Annotated in this window: 17 protein-coding genes; 5 read left to right on the top strand and 12 right to left on the bottom strand. The window is 38.9% G+C overall.

Features of this window, described 5'->3' with window-relative positions:
- The coding region (locus EU510_RS16175) for a DbpA RNA binding domain-containing protein (protein ID WP_188085433.1) at positions 1 to 741 on the top strand (741 nt) is incomplete at its 5' end.
- Between the two features lie 148 nt (positions 742 to 889).
- Here the strand turns inward: EU510_RS16175 and EU510_RS16170 are convergent.
- The 8 genes from EU510_RS16170 to prmB form a co-directional block, all read right to left on the bottom strand.
- Positions 890 to 1,165, bottom strand: a complete 276-nt coding sequence (locus tag EU510_RS16170; protein WP_149594335.1) for a YfcL family protein — start codon at positions 1,163 to 1,165, stop codon at positions 890 to 892.
- Positions 1,162 to 2,325: an ATP-NAD kinase family protein gene (locus EU510_RS16165; RefSeq protein ID WP_149594334.1), complete on the bottom strand. Its 1,164-nt coding sequence runs from the start codon at positions 2,323 to 2,325 to the stop codon at positions 1,162 to 1,164. Before EU510_RS16165 ends, EU510_RS16170 begins: the two co-directional genes overlap by 4 nt.
- Positions 2,315 to 2,869 carry an elongation factor P hydroxylase gene (locus EU510_RS16160; protein WP_149594333.1) on the bottom strand — a complete coding sequence of 185 codons (555 nt, stop codon included), beginning with the start codon at positions 2,867 to 2,869 and terminating at the stop codon, positions 2,315 to 2,317. The genes EU510_RS16165 and EU510_RS16160 overlap by 11 nt, the downstream gene beginning before the upstream one ends.
- Positions 2,870 to 3,349: 480 nt before the next feature.
- Positions 3,350 to 7,045 carry a S8 family serine peptidase gene (locus EU510_RS16155; RefSeq protein ID WP_149594332.1) on the bottom strand — a complete coding sequence of 1,232 codons (3,696 nt, stop codon included), beginning with the start codon at positions 7,043 to 7,045 and terminating at the stop codon, positions 3,350 to 3,352.
- Between the two features lie 690 nt (positions 7,046 to 7,735).
- Entirely contained in the window at positions 7,736 to 8,056 is a 321-nt protein-coding gene (locus tag EU510_RS16150) for a zinc-ribbon domain containing protein (RefSeq protein WP_262501242.1), read from the bottom strand.
- 302 nt (positions 8,057 to 8,358) lie between these two features.
- A complete protein-coding gene (locus EU510_RS16145; RefSeq protein WP_149594331.1) occupies positions 8,359 to 8,751 on the bottom strand; it encodes a DUF4112 domain-containing protein in 393 nt (130 codons plus the stop codon).
- 120 nt (positions 8,752 to 8,871) lie between these two features.
- A complete protein-coding gene (gene aroC, locus EU510_RS16140; RefSeq protein ID WP_149594330.1) occupies positions 8,872 to 9,969 on the bottom strand; it encodes a chorismate synthase in 1,098 nt (365 codons plus the stop codon).
- Between the two features lie 64 nt (positions 9,970 to 10,033).
- Positions 10,034 to 10,969, bottom strand: a complete 936-nt coding sequence (gene prmB, locus EU510_RS16135; RefSeq protein WP_007377743.1) for a 50S ribosomal protein L3 N(5)-glutamine methyltransferase — start codon at positions 10,967 to 10,969, stop codon at positions 10,034 to 10,036.
- A 152-nt stretch (positions 10,970 to 11,121) separates the two neighbouring features.
- Here prmB and smrB point away from each other — a divergent pair, with 152 nt between their 5' ends.
- The gene (gene smrB, locus EU510_RS16130; RefSeq protein WP_149594329.1) at positions 11,122 to 11,679 is read left to right on the top strand and encodes an endonuclease SmrB; all 558 of its coding nucleotides are present in this window, start codon (positions 11,122 to 11,124) and stop codon (positions 11,677 to 11,679) included.
- Positions 11,680 to 11,706: 27 nt separating this feature from the next.
- Entirely contained in the window at positions 11,707 to 12,648 is a 942-nt protein-coding gene (locus EU510_RS16125) for an AEC family transporter (RefSeq protein ID WP_149594328.1), read from the top strand.
- A gap of 52 nt (positions 12,649 to 12,700) precedes the next feature.
- On the opposite strand, the gene EU510_RS16120 is transcribed toward EU510_RS16125, so the two are convergent.
- Positions 12,701 to 13,051, bottom strand: a complete 351-nt coding sequence (locus EU510_RS16120) for a RidA family protein (RefSeq protein WP_149594327.1) — start codon at positions 13,049 to 13,051, stop codon at positions 12,701 to 12,703.
- Between the two features lie 24 nt (positions 13,052 to 13,075).
- Positions 13,076 to 13,546: a phosphohistidine phosphatase SixA gene (gene sixA, locus EU510_RS16115; protein WP_149594326.1), complete on the bottom strand. Its 471-nt coding sequence runs from the start codon at positions 13,544 to 13,546 to the stop codon at positions 13,076 to 13,078.
- A 192-nt stretch (positions 13,547 to 13,738) separates the two neighbouring features.
- On the opposite strand from sixA, the gene EU510_RS16110 reads away from it, so the two are divergent.
- A complete protein-coding gene (locus EU510_RS16110) occupies positions 13,739 to 16,462 on the top strand; it encodes an insulinase family protein (protein WP_149594325.1) in 2,724 nt (907 codons plus the stop codon).
- A gap of 53 nt (positions 16,463 to 16,515) precedes the next feature.
- Positions 16,516 to 18,768: an EAL domain-containing protein gene (locus EU510_RS16105; RefSeq protein ID WP_149594324.1), complete on the top strand. Its 2,253-nt coding sequence runs from the start codon at positions 16,516 to 16,518 to the stop codon at positions 18,766 to 18,768.
- Here EU510_RS16105 and EU510_RS16100 read toward each other — a convergent pair.
- Both EU510_RS16100 and yeiP read right to left on the bottom strand, forming a co-directional pair.
- Complete coding sequence (locus tag EU510_RS16100) at positions 18,765 to 18,959, bottom strand: hypothetical protein (RefSeq protein ID WP_149594323.1); 195 nt, start codon at positions 18,957 to 18,959, stop codon at positions 18,765 to 18,767. The two genes, EU510_RS16105 and EU510_RS16100, sit on opposite strands and share 4 nt — an antisense overlap.
- 139 nt (positions 18,960 to 19,098) lie before the next feature.
- Positions 19,099 to 19,671, bottom strand: coding sequence for an elongation factor P-like protein YeiP (gene yeiP / locus EU510_RS16095; protein WP_002962153.1), 573 nt, complete (start codon positions 19,669 to 19,671; stop codon positions 19,099 to 19,101).
- Between the last annotated feature and the right edge of the window lie 9 nt (positions 19,672 to 19,680).

The following is a 19,680-nucleotide window of genomic DNA, read 5'->3' as shown; positions in this document are numbered from 1 at the left end:
ATTGCTCAAGTTGAATTACCTACAGCAAAAATTGTTGAAGAAAAACGTATCGAAGCGTTACAAGCAAAATTAACTATTGCGCTTGAAAACAAAGACATCACGTTCTTCAATGAAGTAGCTACTAACATGGCTGAAAAACTTGACCTTCCTCTTGAAAGCTTAGCGGGTGCGTTACTGTGTTTAGCACAGCAACAGTCGCCAATTAAAGTTGAAGAAGTTAAGATTCAACCTCGTGAACGTAACGAGCGTAACGACCGCAATTCACGCAACGATCGCGGTGACCGTGGACGTCGTAACGAACGTGGCGGCGAACGCGCTGAGCGTAAACCTCGCGAGCGTAACAGCCGTGATGCAGGTCCTATGGATACGTACCGTATCGAAGTAGGTCGTGAGCACGGTGTTCAGGTTAAAAACATTGTTGGTGCAATTGCTAACGAAGCTGACATCTCAAGCAAGTTTATTGGTGACATTCGTTTACACGACAATCACAGTACGGTTCAATTACCGCAAAACATGCCTAAAGATGTGCTTGATCATTTCCAAAAAGTGTTTATTTGCAAACGTCCTATGGGCTTAACAATTACAACTGATCAAGGTCCTGCTGAACCACGCGGCGAACGGTCTGAGCGTCCAGCTGGTGATAAGAAACGCAGATTTAATAAAGATGACAGCGCACGTGGTGATAAGCGTAGCGGTCCTCGTAAAGAACGTCGCCCAGTAAGCTTTACAACGCCGAAATAAGCAACGACTCTTTAATAAAAAACCTTGCCACGTAAGTGAGCAAGGTTTTTTTGTGTCTAAAATTTATTTTTAATAAATACTTGTAAGAGTACAAAACAACACGATTGCGCTAAGCAGATCGTGTTTTTATATTGTGTTAAGAGAGGTGTTAAGCGAGTGCTTTAACTTCTTCCCATAGGCGTGCAACTAATGTTTTATCTTCTTCATTAAGCTCACCATTGCGATATGCTTTTACTAAGCTTTGCTCTACAGTTTCGTTTAGCTCATCCATACTGATTGTCAGCTTTTCTACTTCGGCATAACCAACCGCAAGATCAAAGTGACCTCGTAAATAGCCACCTGCAAATAACTCATCGTCAGTTGCTTTTATTACTAAACCATCGAAGTACTGCTGGGCTGCATCGATATAATTCACTAAACTCATTTACAAATCTCCTGGTTTTGCAGAGCACCTGTATTTTCAAGGTTTTGGTGCCCTACTGCATACATAATATGGTCGTTAAATCCAGTGGTTACTTTAATATAACCCGTTAATTCATCATCTAATTCGCTATCGCCAGTATCACAAATAAGGGGGCGACCGTTAAGCGCTTGTAGCTTTGTTTTTGTTGCTACTACAATAATATTTTCTTTGCCAATTGCACGTATAAGCACAGGGCTCAATTGCTGATTACCACGACCAAATATATGCCCTTGCCCGCCAATTAAGGTAATAACTAATTTAGTATTTTGCTGGTGAGTAAACTCAAGTAATTGCTTAGCCGTTAAATCTTGAGCAACTAAGGTTTGATCTTTTATTAAATCAACGCCAAGTAAGGTATTATCGAGTCCCATTTCTTCCATTATGGCTTCAACCGTTGAGCCGCTACCCATAATATAAAATGTGTCTTCATCCATTTGCGATATAACATGTGCTGCAATGTCGGCAAGCACCAGTTCGTCTGTTTCTTTACCGCCATTTTTAACTGCTTGCATATAACGCACTTCGCTTGGTGTTTGCATTTCACCATAACGTTTTGCTTTTACAGTGCCTTGTCTAAAGGCAACTTCATCTATATCCATTACATCGGCATCAGCTAAGGTAACTAACTCCCCCTTAACCAGCATTTCAACTACGCGCCCTGCAGCTTTTGGGGTAATAGCGTACACACCAGAATGAATTTTACAACCTGCGGGAATACCAAGTACGGGAATGGTATCTTCTACTGCATGGCAAATATTACGCGCTGTGCCGTCGCCTCCAGCAAATAAAACTAAATCAACACCTGAGTCTTTAAGTACTTTTGCTGCTTGTTCTGTGTCATCTGGGGTTGTCATTACTGCAGAGTTGTATACAACCTCTACATTAAAGCCCAAAGCTTTAGCTGTTTGCTCACCCATGTCATCGTTAACAGTGTAAATGGTTAAGCGTTCTTTATAAGGCAATAGCACTTCAAGCGCTGCTTTTGTGCGGCTATTTGCTTTTGGTTCTGCACCTAATTCGATTGCTTTGGCGGCTGTTTGCGCGCCATCACTGCCTTTTAAAGCAACTGTTCCGCCTAAACCCGCTACTGGGTTTACAATTAAACCTAATTTAAACGCCATTACAAAGCTCCTTCGGATGTTGCCAATTAAATTGCTGCGCTGTTAAAGGCCAAGGTGTCCTATAAAAATCAGAGAGTGCTTTTAAAAGTGACTCTGTACGAGAATTAAAGCCATTTTCGATAAGCGATAATACACGTGCAAATACTCGCTGCTGAAAATCAAACCGACATGTTTGCTCGCCGTTTAAGTTATCCACCGACACATTAAAATTAAACCCTGCTGCGGTGCTTAATAACCACTCTATAGCTTGAGGCTTTACTTCTACGTTTTCAAACTCAGCTTGTTTTTGTTTGTCGCGCCCATCGGGGCAGTACCAATAACCGTAGTCTTCTTGTAAACGACGTGCATCGCCTGCTACTAGCCAATGTGCAATTTCATGCAGTGCACTCGCGTAAAAACCATGAGCGAATACAACCTGATGAAAAGGCGTTGTATTATTAGCTGGAATATAAATAGGCTCGCAATCGCCTTTTATCAGCTGTGTATTATAACTTTGATAAAAAGTGCGTTCAAAAATTGAAATTAGATCAGCTATTTGATGCATAAAATTGGGCTAATTTGTCTAAGTTGCAGCGCTATTTTGCGCATTAAAAACGAAACGAATTGTACGGGCTTTTACAACTAAAGTAAAAATAAGCTCCTAGTGTTTACCACTTAAACAACAATACTTATAAATAAACTGCTTGCACACATAGATAGGAAACACCAATACCTCACGATCATAAAGCAAACCTATTTGCTTATTACGGCGCATTGATTTATTAGGGTTACTCTCTATGTTTAATAACAAAAGTATCAGTCTCAACTTATTTGCTATTCCTTAGGAGCTACTTATTAAAGCTGTTAGGTAAGTTAGTGATGAACTAAAAGAATGGGGAATCAGCTCTTTTTATTACAAAGGTTTTAGTGTTTCACAAAGTATTACTTCGATTACGCTGAAAAGTAAAATAAGTGGTTAATGTATCGCTGCTGCACTACTAAAAATAGGCAGCCTTAATAAAGACTGCCTGTCATTAAGCGTTTATTAATCGCGAGTTGGTGTTACCTTAAGTGAATAAACTTGTGGTTTTTTATGTACTTCTACAAACTTTTCACTAACATCCGATTTGTCTGATGCAGCTGCTTTAGTTAAAGAAGGAGTTAATGCTTTGGTGCTCTGTAGCATCTTAGAATCCGAGGCAAAACCAAGCATTTCAAAGTCATCAATTATCCAGCCTCTAAAGCCATTGTAGAGCCCATCATTCGTTTGGAAATCAAAACGTATGACAACTGATTGACCTACATAATCAGTTAGGTCTAGCTCTTCTAGCACCCAAACAGGTTTACGATTATAACCACCCGATGAGAATGGTTTTGCCTTACGATCTGCCTCATTTGGATCAACAAAAGGGTTTAGCTTCTTAAGTGTTTCAAAGGTTTCACCACTGTCAGTACTTATTTGCACTTCCATGATATCGTATCCATTCTCATTAGGATTTACTGATTCAATTTCCCACCATGTTCTAAATTTAAGAAGTGCGGCACTAACTGATGTCAAGTCAATCGCAGGCGATACAAGCTGTCCTGAATTTGCTTGCTCTGACTGCCCGCCACTAAGAAGGTAATCATTACTGTATTGTTTGCCTATGAATGTACCCGTATCTTCCTGACCATACCACCACGCACTGTTACCACTCGATGCTTTAGGTAATAACGCTTTTGGGCCTTCCTCATCTGGCGCTAGAGAAGTATATCCTCCATCAACTAAGGTATTAGTAATGCTATTATTTGCGAGGTCAACCTGGTTCCAAAATCCTGTAAATTGCCAGCTATTTTCACCTTCTTCAAAGCCATCAGAAAATATTATTTGCTCTTCTAAATTTTGGCTAACAAGTGTGAAGTTCTCTAGACGCTCCTTACCTGCCAATATGATAACTTCTTCACGCACTGAGGTTGTATAACCAAATGCAGAAACTTCCATTATGAAAGATTCAATTTCACCACCATCCGAATCACTTTTTGAAATATTCGAAATAGCAAATTCACCATTACTATCAGTAGTTGAAGCTGCAAAGAAACCATTTGTTTGCTCACCACCAGAAATCCTTACAGAGGCACCTTCTAATGGATTACCGTTACCATCAACAACAAAACCACTTAAAGAACCAACAGCACCAACTTCAGTAGATGCTAAATTTAAGGTTGTTTGAATTGTACTTTCATCATTAACGATGATTGAGATAGCGGCTGTTTGGTAACCTTCTTGAGTGCCATATGCTTTATATGATCCCGCTTCTAAGTACATCTTACTAACACCTAACGAATCTGTGTAGCTAGACATTTCAAAGTTTTGTCCTGTGTCAGATTCAAGGCTAATTTGTACGCCCACTTGCGGCTCAAGGGATACAGTGTCTTTTGCGGTTAATATGACTGTTGAGTACTCAAATTCATACTCCTTAACCACAACAACTTCTGATCCACTCGTAGGGTTAAGCAAGTTAATAGTTGCAAGCAAGCGATGTCTTGAAGCGCTTGTATCAAGATCAACTAATAATTCGCTTTCAGCTGTTGAGCTAGTCTTAACCGTTTGCCATTTATCTGAGGCACCAAAAGACTGCAGTTCCCATTCAATATTTTCTACTTGTAAATCAGTATCTATAGAGTCAAATAATAGTTGTGTTTGAGCCGTAAAAGGATCAGGTATAGCACTTGAAATGATCACTTTGCTATCAATAATTGCCTGTGCTTTTTCTAAGGCTTTTTGTGCATTAACAATTGGAATTTGGTGAGCTAACGTCGCAATATTAGTCCCCTCATCCACACTCTTTGATGGAGTAATATAACGCTCAGTCACAAACTCTGTTGCACTATCAATTAATATATTTTTTACCTCTTCGCCTGTAAAATCTGGGTAAATAGAATATATGAGTGAAGCCACCCCTGTTACTATAGCTGCACCTGAAGATGTTCCCGAAAAAGCACTTGTACCATCTCCATATTGACCATCTGTATAATATTGAGAATTTGACTTCAAGGTTTTATAAGAAGTCGGTGCTGCTATATCTACTGAGCTTCCATAGTTGCTGTAAAAAGGTAAACGGTTATCATCATCAACAACGGCAACAAACATCACGTTCTGCTGCTTTTGTAAAGTACCGTTACTAGTAAAGTGAAGAGCTGAGCTATGTAAGCGTGCATCCACACCGTAAACATTGTTGCTGTTGCCCGCACCATTGCCGATGCCATTACCTGCAGACCACACTAATAACTTATCTAAATTACTTTCTGCTATTTTTCGGTAGGGTCTAGAAGCGACTAGAGCAAGCGTATTTCGCTCTTCTAAGCTAACAATGTTCGATGGGTCGAAAGAAACTGGAATATAACCAGGGATTGACCATGAGCTATTTACCGTCACAACACCTGCTTTTGATAATAAAGCTTTAAGGCTTTCTTTACCCCAATTACCTAAGATTAATTGAGAAGACCAGTTAATCCCAGACATGCCTGTCCCATTATTGGTAGCGGCACCAATAGTACCTGCTACAGCTGTACCATGATCAGAAACTTGGGACGTCAATACTTCAGAGTAGCGTCCTTTTAGCTCTGGATGGGTTGTATCAAAGCCACCATCAGAAATTGCTACTAAAACATCAGTGCTACCTGTTGTAAAGTCCCATGCAGCCGTTGCTAATATTTTCTCTAGATGCCAGTTATCGCCGCCATCAGTGAAGTCACTACCGTCATTTGGTATTGTATCTTCTTGTCGTAATACGTTCTGCCCTTCAAAAACACGGTTATCAACACTTGAAACGCCCTGCTCTAGCTTTAACAGCTCCATTGCTTCTTTAGTCTTTAAATCACTTTCATCATATTCAACTAATAAGCCCTGTGTTTCGTCATAACCTTTTACAACTAACTGCTCATAATTAGCCACGAGCGTTTTAAGTGCATCCTTATCAAGTGAAGACGAGTAGACCCAAGATTGATTTGATATCGCCCCTATTAGCTCGTTAACTTCAGTAGTATCATCATTACCAGAAACTTTTAACACATCAAATTCAAAACTTGGAGTAATACTAAATGTTGTACTTTTAACGCTATTATTATCTTTTGACTGCGCAATTAATTTATACTCACCCACGGCAGTTGGAGTAAGAGTTACTGATTGATCTTCAGATTTAGTTAACGTTAATGCTGAAGTCTCTGGTTGCATTTCCACTTGCCAGTTAATTTCACCTAAATCATCATCAGAGATAAAATTAATAGCCACTTCTTGGTTTTGTACTGGCACAGAACTAAAGCTAATTGCGGTATTACTTAGCTGTGCAAATACCGGATTAACTGTAACAATCACACTACCTGTGACCACTTCACCTGCAGAGTCTTTGACTGATAACTGAAACTCTAAATTTGCTTGCTCAGAGACATCTGGCGCTATAAATGAGGTCGAAGCAGTTGTTGATGTGTTCAACTCAACACTTGTCCCATCAGTTTGAGACCATTCATATGATAACTCACGGCCTTCAGGGTCTGTTCCCTGAGCAGTTAAAACAACTTCAGTATTTTCATCAACACTTTGATCTTCTCCCATTACTAACGCTGGAGGTTTATTTTGTAATGCTGTTGGTTCGACACTTTTATCATCACTTCCACACCCAACCAAAGACGTTATAGTGATCGCAAGTAGTAATTTTTTAAAATATTTAACTTCTGTATTTAATCCAAATTTAGTTTGTCGCATTCCTGCTCCTTTTTAAATCCATGATAAATATTTACTTAGCTAATAAAAACGATTTTACGTCTCTATAAAGATAGATAAATCCTCATAGAAACACGCTAAAATAGCGAGAGTAAATAATAGATTGATTGCGGCAGGAAGTTACAGATCATGGTAAAGACGAGGTGCAACTTCCTTGTTGCTATGATTAGTATTTAATATAGTTAAGCTAATAGTTCTATATACTAATCAATTTCTTATTTAAAGAGTAATTCTTTGTATAATTATTAAGCACTGGTTTTTTGATAATAAAAAACCTAACTTAATTAACATTAACATTAACATTACGAGAGAGAGAAAACCATAGTCTATCCTTCAAGATTGAATTTATATTAATATATTTTTTATTTGCTGTTTTAGCTTATTTTTATTCAGTATTTGAGTCTATTCGATTTGAAAAACACATCAACAATGGTCGGGAATAGTTCTAGGAGAACCATAATCTTCGAGTTCTCTTTGGTTATCGTCTACTATCATTTCATGTAGGGCACTGGCACAAAATAGAGTGTAGACATCACCTTATTAAGTATTGTGTTATGGTTTTGTAAAAAATAGAAATGAGATCCGTTATTTTCCGCACTAAAAACGAGATGAATTGTATGGTTTTTTTACAACTAAAGTAAAAACAAGACGTAAGAGTAAAATCTAAATAGGTTAACCATTTACTTTTTTGATGTTTTTAATAATACCTAAACAGTAAAGCGTATTGGCAAGTTCTATACGCTGTGTTTTTTCATCTGAGGTTTTATTGGCTAAGCTAGTTAACATATCGTACCGTTTACGTAGAGTTAGTATATATCTAAAACAACGTGTGCTGTGTGAATCCACCCAAAAACCAAGTACCTCAAACCAATATTGTTGCTCTTGAGCAAAGAAAATAAATGCCTTAGGGCAGGTCTCGCACTGCTCCTCAATATCTACATAGAGTGTTCGAGGAAAACTGGCATAATTTTGCTTTTTTATATCAGCCAACATTACCGTATTAGAGAAGTATTTAAGGCTCGAGTAACGTCAATGCCCTTTCTCTATCTCCTCTATTGTCACTAAGGTATTTGTAGTTATTGGTCTATGCCATACCTTAGGTGGTTAAGGTACATATATCTATTTTAAATTCACGGTTTACATCTTAAAAGTAAGCTAAATAAAAGCAAGTTAAAGCAAGTTAAAGCAAGTTAAAGCAAAATCAATAATACGTAGTTATTATCCGAATTTAGGTATAAGTAATTTCTATACTTTGAATAATTTAGCCCATTAAATACATTCGGCATTAGCATTACTTAGTGTTCAATGCTCTCTACTTTTACCTGCTTAGCTATATGGTTTTTTAACAAACGGGTATTACGCGTGTTAGCTTTAAAAAATGCATCAAAAATATCACCAAAAAATGGTACTAAACCGCCCACAAAATCTATGAGCATATTGATAATCATCTTAGTCTTTATACGTTTACTCACACCTAAACGCTGCGCTTCTATAAGCACATAGCTTGATAAAATTAGCCCTGCGGCATCACCTATAACAGGAATTAAACCAATCACCGCCTCCAAACCTATATTAAATTTAGTAAAAGGAATGCCAATGCTGCTATCGGTTAACTTACTGAAACGTTCTAAGCGGGCTATTACAGCTTGGGCTTTTATTTGTGAGTGTTCATTAATATTATCGTTCATGATTACTACCCTCCTTCTTGCAGTATATAGGGCTTACTTGAACAACTCCTGAAGGGCTCTTAACTAAATTACAGACATAAAAAAACGCGGTAGTCCGCGTTTTTTTATAATTATAAACACTTACACTGAGCCGTTAATTGGCCCGTGCTGATGATTTACATGTGGATTTTGTCCGCGTTGACGCAGTAAGTGGTCCATTAATGTAATAGCCATCATTGCCTCTGCAATCGGAATTGCACGAATACCAACACACGGATCGTGACGACCTTTAGTGATCATCTCTACCGCTTCGTTGCTTGTATTAATACTCTTACCCGGAATAGTAATGCTCGACGTTGGTTTTAGCGCAATAGAAGCAATAATATCTTGCCCTGTCGAAATACCCGCAAGTACGCCACCTGCATGGTTTGATGTAAAACCTTCAGGGGTTAGTTCATCACGATGCTCAGAGCCTTTTTGCTCAACCACATCAAAGCCATCACCAATTTCAACGCCTTTAACCGCGTTAATACTCATTAATGAGTGTGCAAGCTCGGCGTCAAGGCGATCAAATACTGGCTCACCAAGACCAACTGGTACATTGCTTGCCACTACTTTTACTTTAGCGCCAACTGAGTCACCTTGCTTTTTAAGGTCACGCATATATTCGTCAAGCGCTTCAAGCTTACTTGCATCAGGGAAGAAGAATAAGTTATTTTCCACTTCATCCCAATCAAACGTTTCAGCCTTAATAGGGCCAAGCTGACTTAAGCATGCTTTAACTTCAATACCATGAAATTGCTTTAAGTATTTTTTAGCGATAGCGCCTGCCGCTACGCGTATCGCGGTTTCGCGTGCAGACGAACGACCGCCACCACGATAATCGCGCAAGCCGTACTTATGCCAATACGTGTAATCGCCATGACCTGGGCGAAATACATCTTTAATTTTGCCGTAATCTTGCGAGCGTTGATCGGTATTTTCAATCAATAAACCAATGCTGGTACCTGTGGTTTTACCTTCAAAAACGCCTGCTAATATTTTTATTTGATCGCTTTCACGGCGCTGCGTTGTATAACGGCTTTGGCCTGGTTTTCGGCGATCTAAATCAATTTGTAAGTCGGCCTCTGTGATTTCAAGACCTGCGGGAGTACCATCAACAACGCCGCCTAATGCAACGCCGTGGCTCTCACCAAAGGTGGACACTTTAAATAACTGTCCAATGCTATTACCTGCCATTAACTTTCCTCATTCCTAATGACTACCAATAGCCAAGCACAGGGCTTGGCTATTCATTTTTTACTTATTTTGCAAAATACTCATCTAGCTGCTTTTTGCTAATTACAAATACGCCTAAGCCGCCTTGTTCAAATTCAATCCATTCAAACGGCGCGCCCGGATACAGTGCATCCATATGTACCATAGAGTTACCAACTTCTACAAATAACAAACCGTTATCAGTTAGATGTTCACTCGCTTCGCTCAATATAGTTCGGGTTACATCTAAACCATCGTGGCCTGACGCAAGCCCAAGCTCTGGTTCATGATGAAATTCACGTGGCAGGTCAGCCATATCTTCTGCATCAACATACGGTGGGTTTGCTACTATTAGGTCGTATTTTTGACCTGGTACACCGCTAAATACATCAGACTGAATAGGTAACACGCGATCACTCAACATGTAATCGTTAATGTTAATGTCTGTCACTTCAAGCGCTTCATACGATATATCTACCGCATCAACTTGTGCCTGCTCAAAAGCTTGCGCAAGTGCAATTGCGATACAACCCGACCCCGTACATAAATCTAATATGCGGTTAACCGATTGTGGCTCTTCAAGCCAGGGTGTAAAGCGGTTGCTGATAAGCTCAGCAAACGGTGAGCGAGGTATAAGCACACGTTCATCCACATAAAATGGCATACCCGCAAACCATGCAATGTTTGTTAAGTAAGGTACTGGTGTGCAGTCGTTAATACGTTCTGCAATAAGACCCGCAAGTCGATTTTTTTCTGTGCTTGTTAAACGCGCGTGCATTAATTCTTTTGGCGCATCAACAGGCAAGCTAAGCGCAGGCAGTAATAAGCTTACAGCTTCATCCCATGCGTTATCTGTACCGTGTCCAAAAAATATACTACTACTTGCAAATTGGCTTGTAGTCCAACGTAACCAGTCATGTAAAGTTGACAGTTCTGCAACGGCTTCTTCGAGTGTTGCTTCTTCTATTTGTAAATCGCTCATATATTTTTACCTGTATTAGCTTACTGACTGTTTTGAGTCTTTAAGACGATTGCATTGCCTATCTGCGCTGGGCAAATTACAATTGCCCCTCATTTAAGTATTGTACCGCCTTTTGCGCTGCGTTTTTACGTTTTTTTGTTTAGGTAATAGTTATGAAAAAAGACACTCCATCACATTCGTCCCTAAGCAATGACGACATCATCTTATTTCGTCAAACGATCACAGGCGCCAAAGTATTTAAACAAGATACTCATCGTTTTGATACAAAGCCTAAGGTGTCACAAGCTAAGCAATTTGCCCAGCAAAAAAAGCAGTCTCAATCTGAATTTTTCTTCTCAGACGTTTATATTCCCGATATAGACACCCACGGCACGGTTAAATATGTAAAACCTGGCCAAGATACTTTCCTAGCTAAACAGCTTCGCCGTGGTGACTTTGCACCCGATTTGACGCTAGATTTACATGGCTTAAATAAAGAACTTGCTAAAGATGAACTCGCTGGACTCATTCACGAATGTAAAAAGCAGCATTATTATTGTGCATGTGTAGTGCACGGTATTGGTGGCGGCGTACTAAAGCACAAAGTGCCTCAGTACTTAGTACAGCACCCTGACGTAATAGCGATGCACCAAGCCCCTCTCGAATATGGTGGTAGAGGTGCTGTACTCATACTAATTAATTTACCGCAAAGTGATGAATTTAGACGCTAACTTTAGCTATTACTAGGATGTAACTACGTGCATATTTTTTCAATTATTTTTCCGCTCATTTTTATTGTTGCGCTTGGTTATAGCTGTTGTAAGTTAAAATTTTTTAACGAACAACACATTGCGGGTCTAAGTAAATTTACTTTTTATGTGAGTTTACCGGCCTTTTTAGTGTTAAATATGTCGCAAATAAACCTGCAGCAAAGCATCAGCCTTTTTGCATTTATGAGTTTTTACATACCGGTTTTATGTGTGTTTGGATTAGGCATTTTAATAGACCGCTTTTACTTAAATAAGCCATGTTCTAATAATAAAGCCATAAATTATCAACAACACAGCGTATTTGGTTTGGCAGGAAGTTATTCAAATATGGTTTTGGTAGGTATCCCAATTGTTATAGCGTCACTGGGTAAAGAGATGATTGCTATTGCATTTATGATCATCACCTTTCATAGCACATTGCTATTTGCCCTCACCTTTTTAATTGGGGCAAAAGGAAATGCTGAAAACTTCTCATGGTACAACTTTGGCAAGAGCATGCTGTTAAACCCTATCGTACTGAGTATTGGTTGTGGGTTGATCATTAATGTATCGGGGCTAACTCTATACGATAATTTAGTAAGCAGTATAGATTTACTCGCCAAACCCGCTATTGTGTGTGCTTTATTCGTACTTGGGGCAAACTTAGTATTTTATAAAATAGCGGCAAACTGGCAGCCCGCGCTTATGTCTTCATTATTAAAAATTATTATATTACCGGCTGGGGTATTTGTTGCAGCAACTTATGTGTTTGAGCTAGATGAGCAAATAAGAAATGTGCTAGTTCTATTGAGTGCATCACCTGTAGGGGTAAATGCTTACTTAATTGCGTGTCAGTTAAAACAGCATCAAGCAACGCTTGCAGGAACGGTGGTACTTTCTACTATATTGTGTATGTTGAGTTTTAGCTTTTGGTTGGCTATTTTGCTTTAAACAACTATATAACTAACAAAACTGCCATGAGCTATATAATTGTTTAATCAAATTACTTTAAGGCCGCTACAACAGATATTTCGACGAGTAGTGCATCACGTGCCATTTTAGCTTCTACGCAGGCACGTGCTGGTGCATAACCCTCGGTTACCCACGCATCCCATACTGTATTCATATCAGCAAAGTATTCCATGCTCTTCACATAAATAGTCGCGCTAAGCATATGTTCTTTTGAACTTCCCGCTTCATCAAGCAATGCCTCAACTTTATCAAGCATGGTTTGAGTTTGTTCTTTGATATCTTTTTGTGCGTCGGCGCATACTTGCCCACATAAATACACAGTACCATTGTGTTTTACTATGCGGCTCATGCGCGCACCTGTTTGTAAGCGTTCTATCGTCATTTTAATTTACTCAATTATTTATATTTAAACGTTTTCTGGGGCATTTATACTTAAATAACTACTACGCTGGGTTTGTTCATCGTAATTAATAACAGCAACGGCACCCGTATTAAAAATTGGCATGTTGCCAGGGCTTAATTGATCCACTAAATAACTGACAATAGGCATATGGGCTACAATGAGCCACGTATTACATTGGGGGTGAGTAGCTATGAGTGTTTCGATGTAATCAGCGGCAATTTGAGGCTTGCCCTCAGGGATTATATCAGACGTGGTTTCGCTAAATTTAAATTCGTTATTTTTAGCAACACCTGCCGCCGTTTGCTGCGCTCGAATGTAAGGACTAACTAATAGTGCATCCGGGTGATGTGTTTTATTGAGCCAAAGACCCATTTTTTCAGCTTCATTATGCCCTGCTTGGGTTAAATTTCTACCTGCATCATCAGCCTGCATTGGTGTTGCTTCGCCGTGGCGCATTATTAGGATTGTTTTCATAAAAAATCAACCAATTAAAGAATATAAAACAGTAGCCAGTTTGCCCGTTTGTCAGCTATATTGACAACATAAACCTATTTATTTCTAAAATAGTTCTTTCATGAGACTCAGGTAAATTTTCAAGCTATATTTCGCTTTCCTGAAGCCATCATCTGTTGTTAACAAGTAAACGTTTAGTTTCAGGAGCATCATTTGAATATCAGCCGCAATGATAACAGAGCATACCGTGCCTTTACACTGGACAATGGTCTAAAAGTACTATTAGTGCAAGATAAAGATTCTACAAAAGCGGCAGCATCAATGGCAGTTAACGCCGGACATTTTGACGACCCTCTTGACAGGCAAGGCCTCGCACACTTTTTAGAGCACATGCTTTTTTTAGGCACAGACCAATACCCAGATTCAGGCAGTTTTAATAATTTTGTTTCGCAAGCTGGCGGGAACACCAATGCGTGGACTGGTACTGAGCATACCTGTTACTTTTTTGATATTAATAACCAAGAATTTGAACAGGCGCTTACCCAATTTAGCCGTTTTTTTATTGCGCCTCTTTTAAATTCAGCCGAAACAGAAAAAGAACGAAACGCAATTGAAGCCGAGTTTAAACTAAAAATAAAAGACGATGGTCGCCGTATTTATCAGGCCCATAAAGAAACAGTAAACCCTGCTCATCCATTTGCTAAATTTTCTGTGGGTAACCTACAAACTCTAGCTGACAGAGAGCGCTGTATAAGCGACGAGCTACGTGATTTTTTTAATAACTACTACCAAGCTCAATGGATGACGTTGGTTATATGCGCTAATGAAGAGCTAGATACTCTGCAAAGTTGGACGCACACTTACTTTAGCGCAATTAACGGCAACAAAAACCTTAAAAAGCCAGAGATTAGTGAGCCACTTTATCGCAAGCAAGACATAGGAAAAATACTTCATATTGAGCCGCATAAGCATATGCAAAAACTTATTATTAGCTTTGCAATGCCTAATATTGATGACTTCTATCGTCACAAAACGGTGAGTTTTATAGCTCATTTACTTGGCTATGAAGGCGCCGGTTCGCTTTATTCTATTTTAAAAGAACAAGGCTGGATCAATGCACTTTCTGCTGGTGGCGGTATTAATGGCAGCAACTTCAAAGATTTTAATATTAGCTTAGCGCTTACCGATGAAGGCATTGAATACTTCGAAGATATTATTGAAATGGTGTTTGAATACATTTGCTTAATTAATGCCAACACCGAGCGATTACCGCGCCTATATCAAGATAAAAAAAATCTATTACAAATAGCATTTGATAACCAAGAAAAATCGCGCTTAATTGATTGGGTTAGTAACTTAAGCATTAATATGCAGCACTATGACGAAGTAAACTACCTGCAAGGCGACTATTTAATGGAGGGCTTTAAAAAAGCGACTCATGAAATGGCCATGCAATGGTTAACACCTCATAATATGCGCATTGTACTTATACACCCTGATGTAGAGCCTGAACATAAAACGGCTTGGTACAACACGCCATATAAAGTAGAGCATGTTTCACCTAGCTGGCTTGATGCCCTTAGCGAGATAAATAAGCCGCTGAGCGAAATGCTGCTTCCTACCGCTAATCCCTATTTAACAAAAGAAGTGGTGCTATTTGATGTCATAAAACCACAAACAAAACCCGAGTTATTAGTAAAAGAGCCCGGTTTTGATTTTTGGTTTAAACAAGACAACACTTTTCGCGTAGCTAAAGGGCATTTTTATTTGGCCATGGATTCTGATTTAGCCGTAAAAGACGTAAAACATATGGCACTCACCCGCTTATTTACTGATTTATTTATGGATAGCGTGGGCGAACAATTTTATCCTGCGGAGCTTGCAGGGCTCAGCTACCACTTAACCTCACATCAAGGTGGGTTAACTTTACATACCGCTGGGCTTTCATCTAGCCAGTTAGAACTTGTTGATCAATTAATAGATGCTTTATTTAATGTAGAAATTTGTGCAAAGCGCTTTGCCGAGTATAAAAAGCAACTTGTAAGGCATTGGCGCAATAGCAACCAAAACAAACCAGTCAGTAAGCTATTTAGCATTTTAGGCGCAAAAATAATGCCTTGGAACCCACAACCTGGGGAACTTGCAACAGCGTTAAAAAACACCTGCTTTCAACAATTTAATGAATTCAGAAATGACTTTTTTAAAGCGCTTCACGTTGAGTCGTTTTTGCATGGTAATTGGCAGCAAAGTGATGCAATAGCCTTTCAAAAAAAAGTCGCTGATCATTTAAAAAGCGCAGCTATAATTGAAGACTTAAGACGCCCTCTTTTTGAAATTAAAAAAGTAACTCGCTATGAGTTAGAACTTCCTTGTAGCGACCATGCAATGGTTATTTACTATCAAGCACAAACGGATTGCGTAGCTGAAAAAGTAAAAATGATGGCGCTTAATCATTTAATTAATCAAGATTATTTTAATGAATTACGCACTACACAACAGCTAGGTTATTTGGTTGGCGCAGGTTATGCGCCTTTTAATACACGTGCTGGCATCGCCTTTTACGTGCAGTCACCTAAGTTCGATGCAAAAACACTATTGCACCGCCACAACCACTTTATTAAAAATTACCTTGATAATATTGATGTGCTTGATGAAAACGATTGGCAACAGCAAAAGCATGGCCTAAGTACGCATATTGCAGAAAAAGATAAAAATCTGCGCCTGCGCTCACAACGGTTATGGCTTGCTATTGGTAACAGAGATCATGAATTTCATATGCAACAGCGACTTTTAGATGCACTAAACGCACTAACACTAAAAGAAATTAAAATTTATGCACTAAGCCTATTTGATGATAATAGACCAAGATATGAGCTTTTAAGCTCGGCAAAAGTCAATAAATCTCAAAATATGCCCGTTTACTCTCAATCTCTTTGACACTAGGTTTAGCTTGTTTTAAATTATCATTTGTAAATTAGAAGTAATCAAAAATGATAAAAATAATAATAAAGCTAAACATGCTTGTAGTACTTGCTTACTCATTTGAGCTATTTGCCTTTGAGTCATCACTTAATTACAACTCCGACAATATACTCATACTTGCAAGTGCCATTATAGCGCTTGCTTTGCCCTACCTGTTATTTGTAATCCACAAACTTAGGCGTTCGCGCCGTCAGCTCCGCCTTTCTGAAAAACGCTTAAAAAGCACCGTTGAAGGTAGCGGTGATACCCTATGGGATTGGAACATAAAAACAGGCGAAGTCATTCGTATTAACGATAAATACTTAATGGACGCCACGACTTTAATGGGGTTTCCACCAAACAAGGGTCTGATTCACCCTCACGATATTAATAACGTTGAACACTTATTAAAAGTGCATTTTGCAGAGCAGTCTGCTTTTTTTGAAGCTACTTACCGAATCAAAGATACATTTGGTCGTTGGCACTGGGTGCTCGATCGCGGAAAAATAATTGAAAAAGACGCTAACTTATCACCTCTTAGAATGACAGGTACCGTTCGCGATATATCACAGTTAAAATCAACTGAAGAGCGCTTAAACCTTTTTGCAAAATGTGTTGAGTCGCTCACTGACGCCTTAGCAATTTATGATAAAAACTTTAAACTGGTTGATATAAACCCCAGCTTTTTAACCTTATTTGGTGGCGTACGCGAACAATACCTAGGAAAAGATTTCAACCTATCTGGGTATGAGCCAAGCTATACAAACAAAATTATTGAAATAGTAAAAGAGCGCGAACATATTCAACAAGAAGTGAAGCTTCGTAATAGTGAACGCGTTTTATTACCTATAGAAATTTCGATAGATGAAATTAAAAACGATCAAAATCAAATAACCAACTATGTAGTGGTTTATTCCGATTTAACAGAGCGTAAAAAAGCCGAATCGCAGCTGCATAACCTATCAAACCGAGATCGTACAACGAGTCTTCCTAACCGAAATTTATTTTTTACCGATTTACATAAACTAGTAAAACTCAACTCGCACCACGCCTTGCTTGTGTTCGACTTAGATAACTTTAAAAAAATAAATGACTCGTTAGGGCATCAGCTAGGTGACAGCTTATTAGCTAAACTAGCAATGCGCTTAAATAAATTAACCCGCGAAAATGATGTATTTTATCGTTTAGGCGGCGATGAGTTTGCGCTGGTAATGTCTGACACTAACGACATACATGTAATTACACGCATGGCTAAGCAGTTTTTAGCAGCCATTGCTACACCATTTAAGATGGCAGGCCACGAACTGGCGATTACCTCAAGCGTAGGTATCGTGTTATTCCCCGAAGATGGCAATACGCCAGAGCTTTTATTAAAAAATGCAGATACCGCGATGTATCATGCTAAAAAGAAAGGTAATAGTTACCTATTTTTTAACGACACAATGAACCGCCAAGCAGTAAAACGCCTTCAAATAGAAAACCTTATGCGCTTTGGCTTAAAAGAAGATCATTTTGAAGTGTACTACCAACCAAAAATGAATATTCGCACTGGTAAGCTAATCGGCATGGAAGCGTTAGTGCGCTTTATTACGCCTAAAAAAGGTATTATTAGCCCAGGCGTATTTATACCCATTGCCGAGGAAACAGGCCAAATAATTGAAATTGGTGAAGTGGTATTAAACAAAGCCTGCCGAGACGTAAAAGAATGGCTAGATAGCGGTTTATTTAGCGGTCGAGTAGCCGTTAACTTATCAGCAAAGCAATTTAGCCTTCCCGATTTAACCTCACGTATTGATGTTATTTTGCAAAAAAACGAATTACCTTCGTACTTTTTAGAACTTGAAATAACAGAAGGTACCGTAATGGACGACCCAAAAGAAGCCATTGCTATTATGCGCTCGTTAAGTGCCCGAGGTATTCATTTGGCAATGGATGACTTTGGTACGGGCTATTCTTCCTTAGCGTATTTAAAGCAATTTCCGCTTAATACACTTAAAGTAGATAAAGCATTTATAGATGACATGACCAACGAACGTGGCCGTAATATGGTCGACTCAATAGTCACTATTGCGCATAACCTTGATTTACATGTAGTTGCTGAAGGTGTAGAACAAGCTCATCAAATTGATATACTAAAAAAGCTTAATTGCGAAACAGTACAAGGTTATTACTATTCTAAACCATTATCAAAAAGTGAATTTACTGAATTTTTAAAGCAGCAACAAACTAAAGCAGCACCAAGCTTAATTAGAGCAAATAAAAAAGTGGCGTCAATAAATTAGGGGCGCCATATACATGCGTTTATACCTACATTTTTTACTAATGCACGGCGATAATGTAGATTAAACAAGCACCAAGCCACAGGCCCAAGTAAACCGCCTAAAATAAGCCATCGCTTAATTGGCATGCCTTTTTTAATAGCTTCTAAATACATTAAAGCTATAAAAGCACTGCTTAGTAAAACTATAAACAAAATCACGCCTTAAAGTTGCTCAAAAATACGGCGATTATTTTAACGCTAACGTGATTAAATTTAAAGCAACAAATCCCTGCGCGCAAAAAAGCCGAAGCTGTTAAATACAGATTCGGCTTTTAAAATTATAATTTAAGGGTTACTTTTCAGCACGACCCATAAATTTGTGTTCAACAGTATTAATACGGATACGGTCACCTGTTGAAATATGCTCTGGCACAGAAATATTTAAACCAGTAGACATACGTGCAGGTTTTGAACGCGCACTTGCAGATGCACCTTTAATAGATGGGTCTGTTTCTTCAACAACAAGTTCAACACTTGAAGGTAAATCAAGCCCTACTGGCGCGCCATCAATAACAATTACGTGTACGCCTTGCGTTTCTTCATTAACAAATAAAATTTCTTCGCTAATAGCATCTTTGTTTAAGTTGTAAGGCGTGTAATCTTCATTATCCATGAACACATACTCGTCGCCATCAATGTACGATAGCATTACTTCACGGCGTGTTAAATCAGCCAGCGTTAGCATGTCACTGTCTTTGAATGTTTCGTCAACTTTACCACCGGTTACCACATCGTATAAACGCATACGGTATAAACTACCACCAGCACGACCTTGCGGCACAGAACGCACAATATCTTTTACAACTAAAACGCGGCCATTGAAGTCAATAGCAGTACCTTTTTTAACATCACTCGCCTTTGGCATGTGTGAATT

The sequence above is a fragment of the Pseudoalteromonas sp. FUC4 genome (assembly GCF_008370255.1).
Classification (GTDB): domain Bacteria; phylum Pseudomonadota; class Gammaproteobacteria; order Enterobacterales; family Alteromonadaceae; genus Pseudoalteromonas.
This window is presented reverse-complemented; position numbering and strand designations above follow the sequence as displayed.

Bases quoted from the DNA above. Each gene is read 5' to 3' on its own strand.
- EU510_RS16145 (WP_149594331.1), bottom strand. From the start codon at position 8,751: ATGAACGATAATATTAATGAACACTCACAAATAAAAGCCCAAGCTGTA.
- prmB (WP_007377743.1), bottom strand. From the start codon at position 10,969: ATGAGCGATTTACAAATAGAAGAAGCAACACTCGAAGAAGCCGTTGCA.
- EU510_RS16155 (WP_149594332.1), bottom strand. From the start codon at position 7,045: ATGCGACAAACTAAATTTGGATTAAATACAGAAGTTAAATATTTTAAA.
- smrB (WP_149594329.1), top strand. From the start codon at position 11,122: ATGAAAAAAGACACTCCATCACATTCGTCCCTAAGCAATGACGACATC.
- EU510_RS16105 (WP_149594324.1), top strand. From the start codon at position 16,516: ATGATAAAAATAATAATAAAGCTAAACATGCTTGTAGTACTTGCTTAC.
- EU510_RS16170 (WP_149594335.1), bottom strand. From the start codon at position 1,165: ATGAGTTTAGTGAATTATATCGATGCAGCCCAGCAGTACTTCGATGGT.
- yeiP (WP_002962153.1), bottom strand. From the start codon at position 19,671: ATGCCAAAGGCGAGTGATGTTAAAAAAGGTACTGCTATTGACTTCAAT.
- aroC (WP_149594330.1), bottom strand. From the start codon at position 9,969: ATGGCAGGTAATAGCATTGGACAGTTATTTAAAGTGTCCACCTTTGGT.
- EU510_RS16160 (WP_149594333.1), bottom strand. From the start codon at position 2,869: ATGCATCAAATAGCTGATCTAATTTCAATTTTTGAACGCACTTTTTAT.
- EU510_RS16165 (WP_149594334.1), bottom strand. From the start codon at position 2,325: ATGGCGTTTAAATTAGGTTTAATTGTAAACCCAGTAGCGGGTTTAGGC.
- EU510_RS16150 (WP_262501242.1), bottom strand. From the start codon at position 8,056: ATGTTGGCTGATATAAAAAAGCAAAATTATGCCAGTTTTCCTCGAACA.
- EU510_RS16120 (WP_149594327.1), bottom strand. From the start codon at position 13,051: ATGACGATAGAACGCTTACAAACAGGTGCGCGCATGAGCCGCATAGTA.
- sixA (WP_149594326.1), bottom strand. From the start codon at position 13,546: ATGAAAACAATCCTAATAATGCGCCACGGCGAAGCAACACCAATGCAG.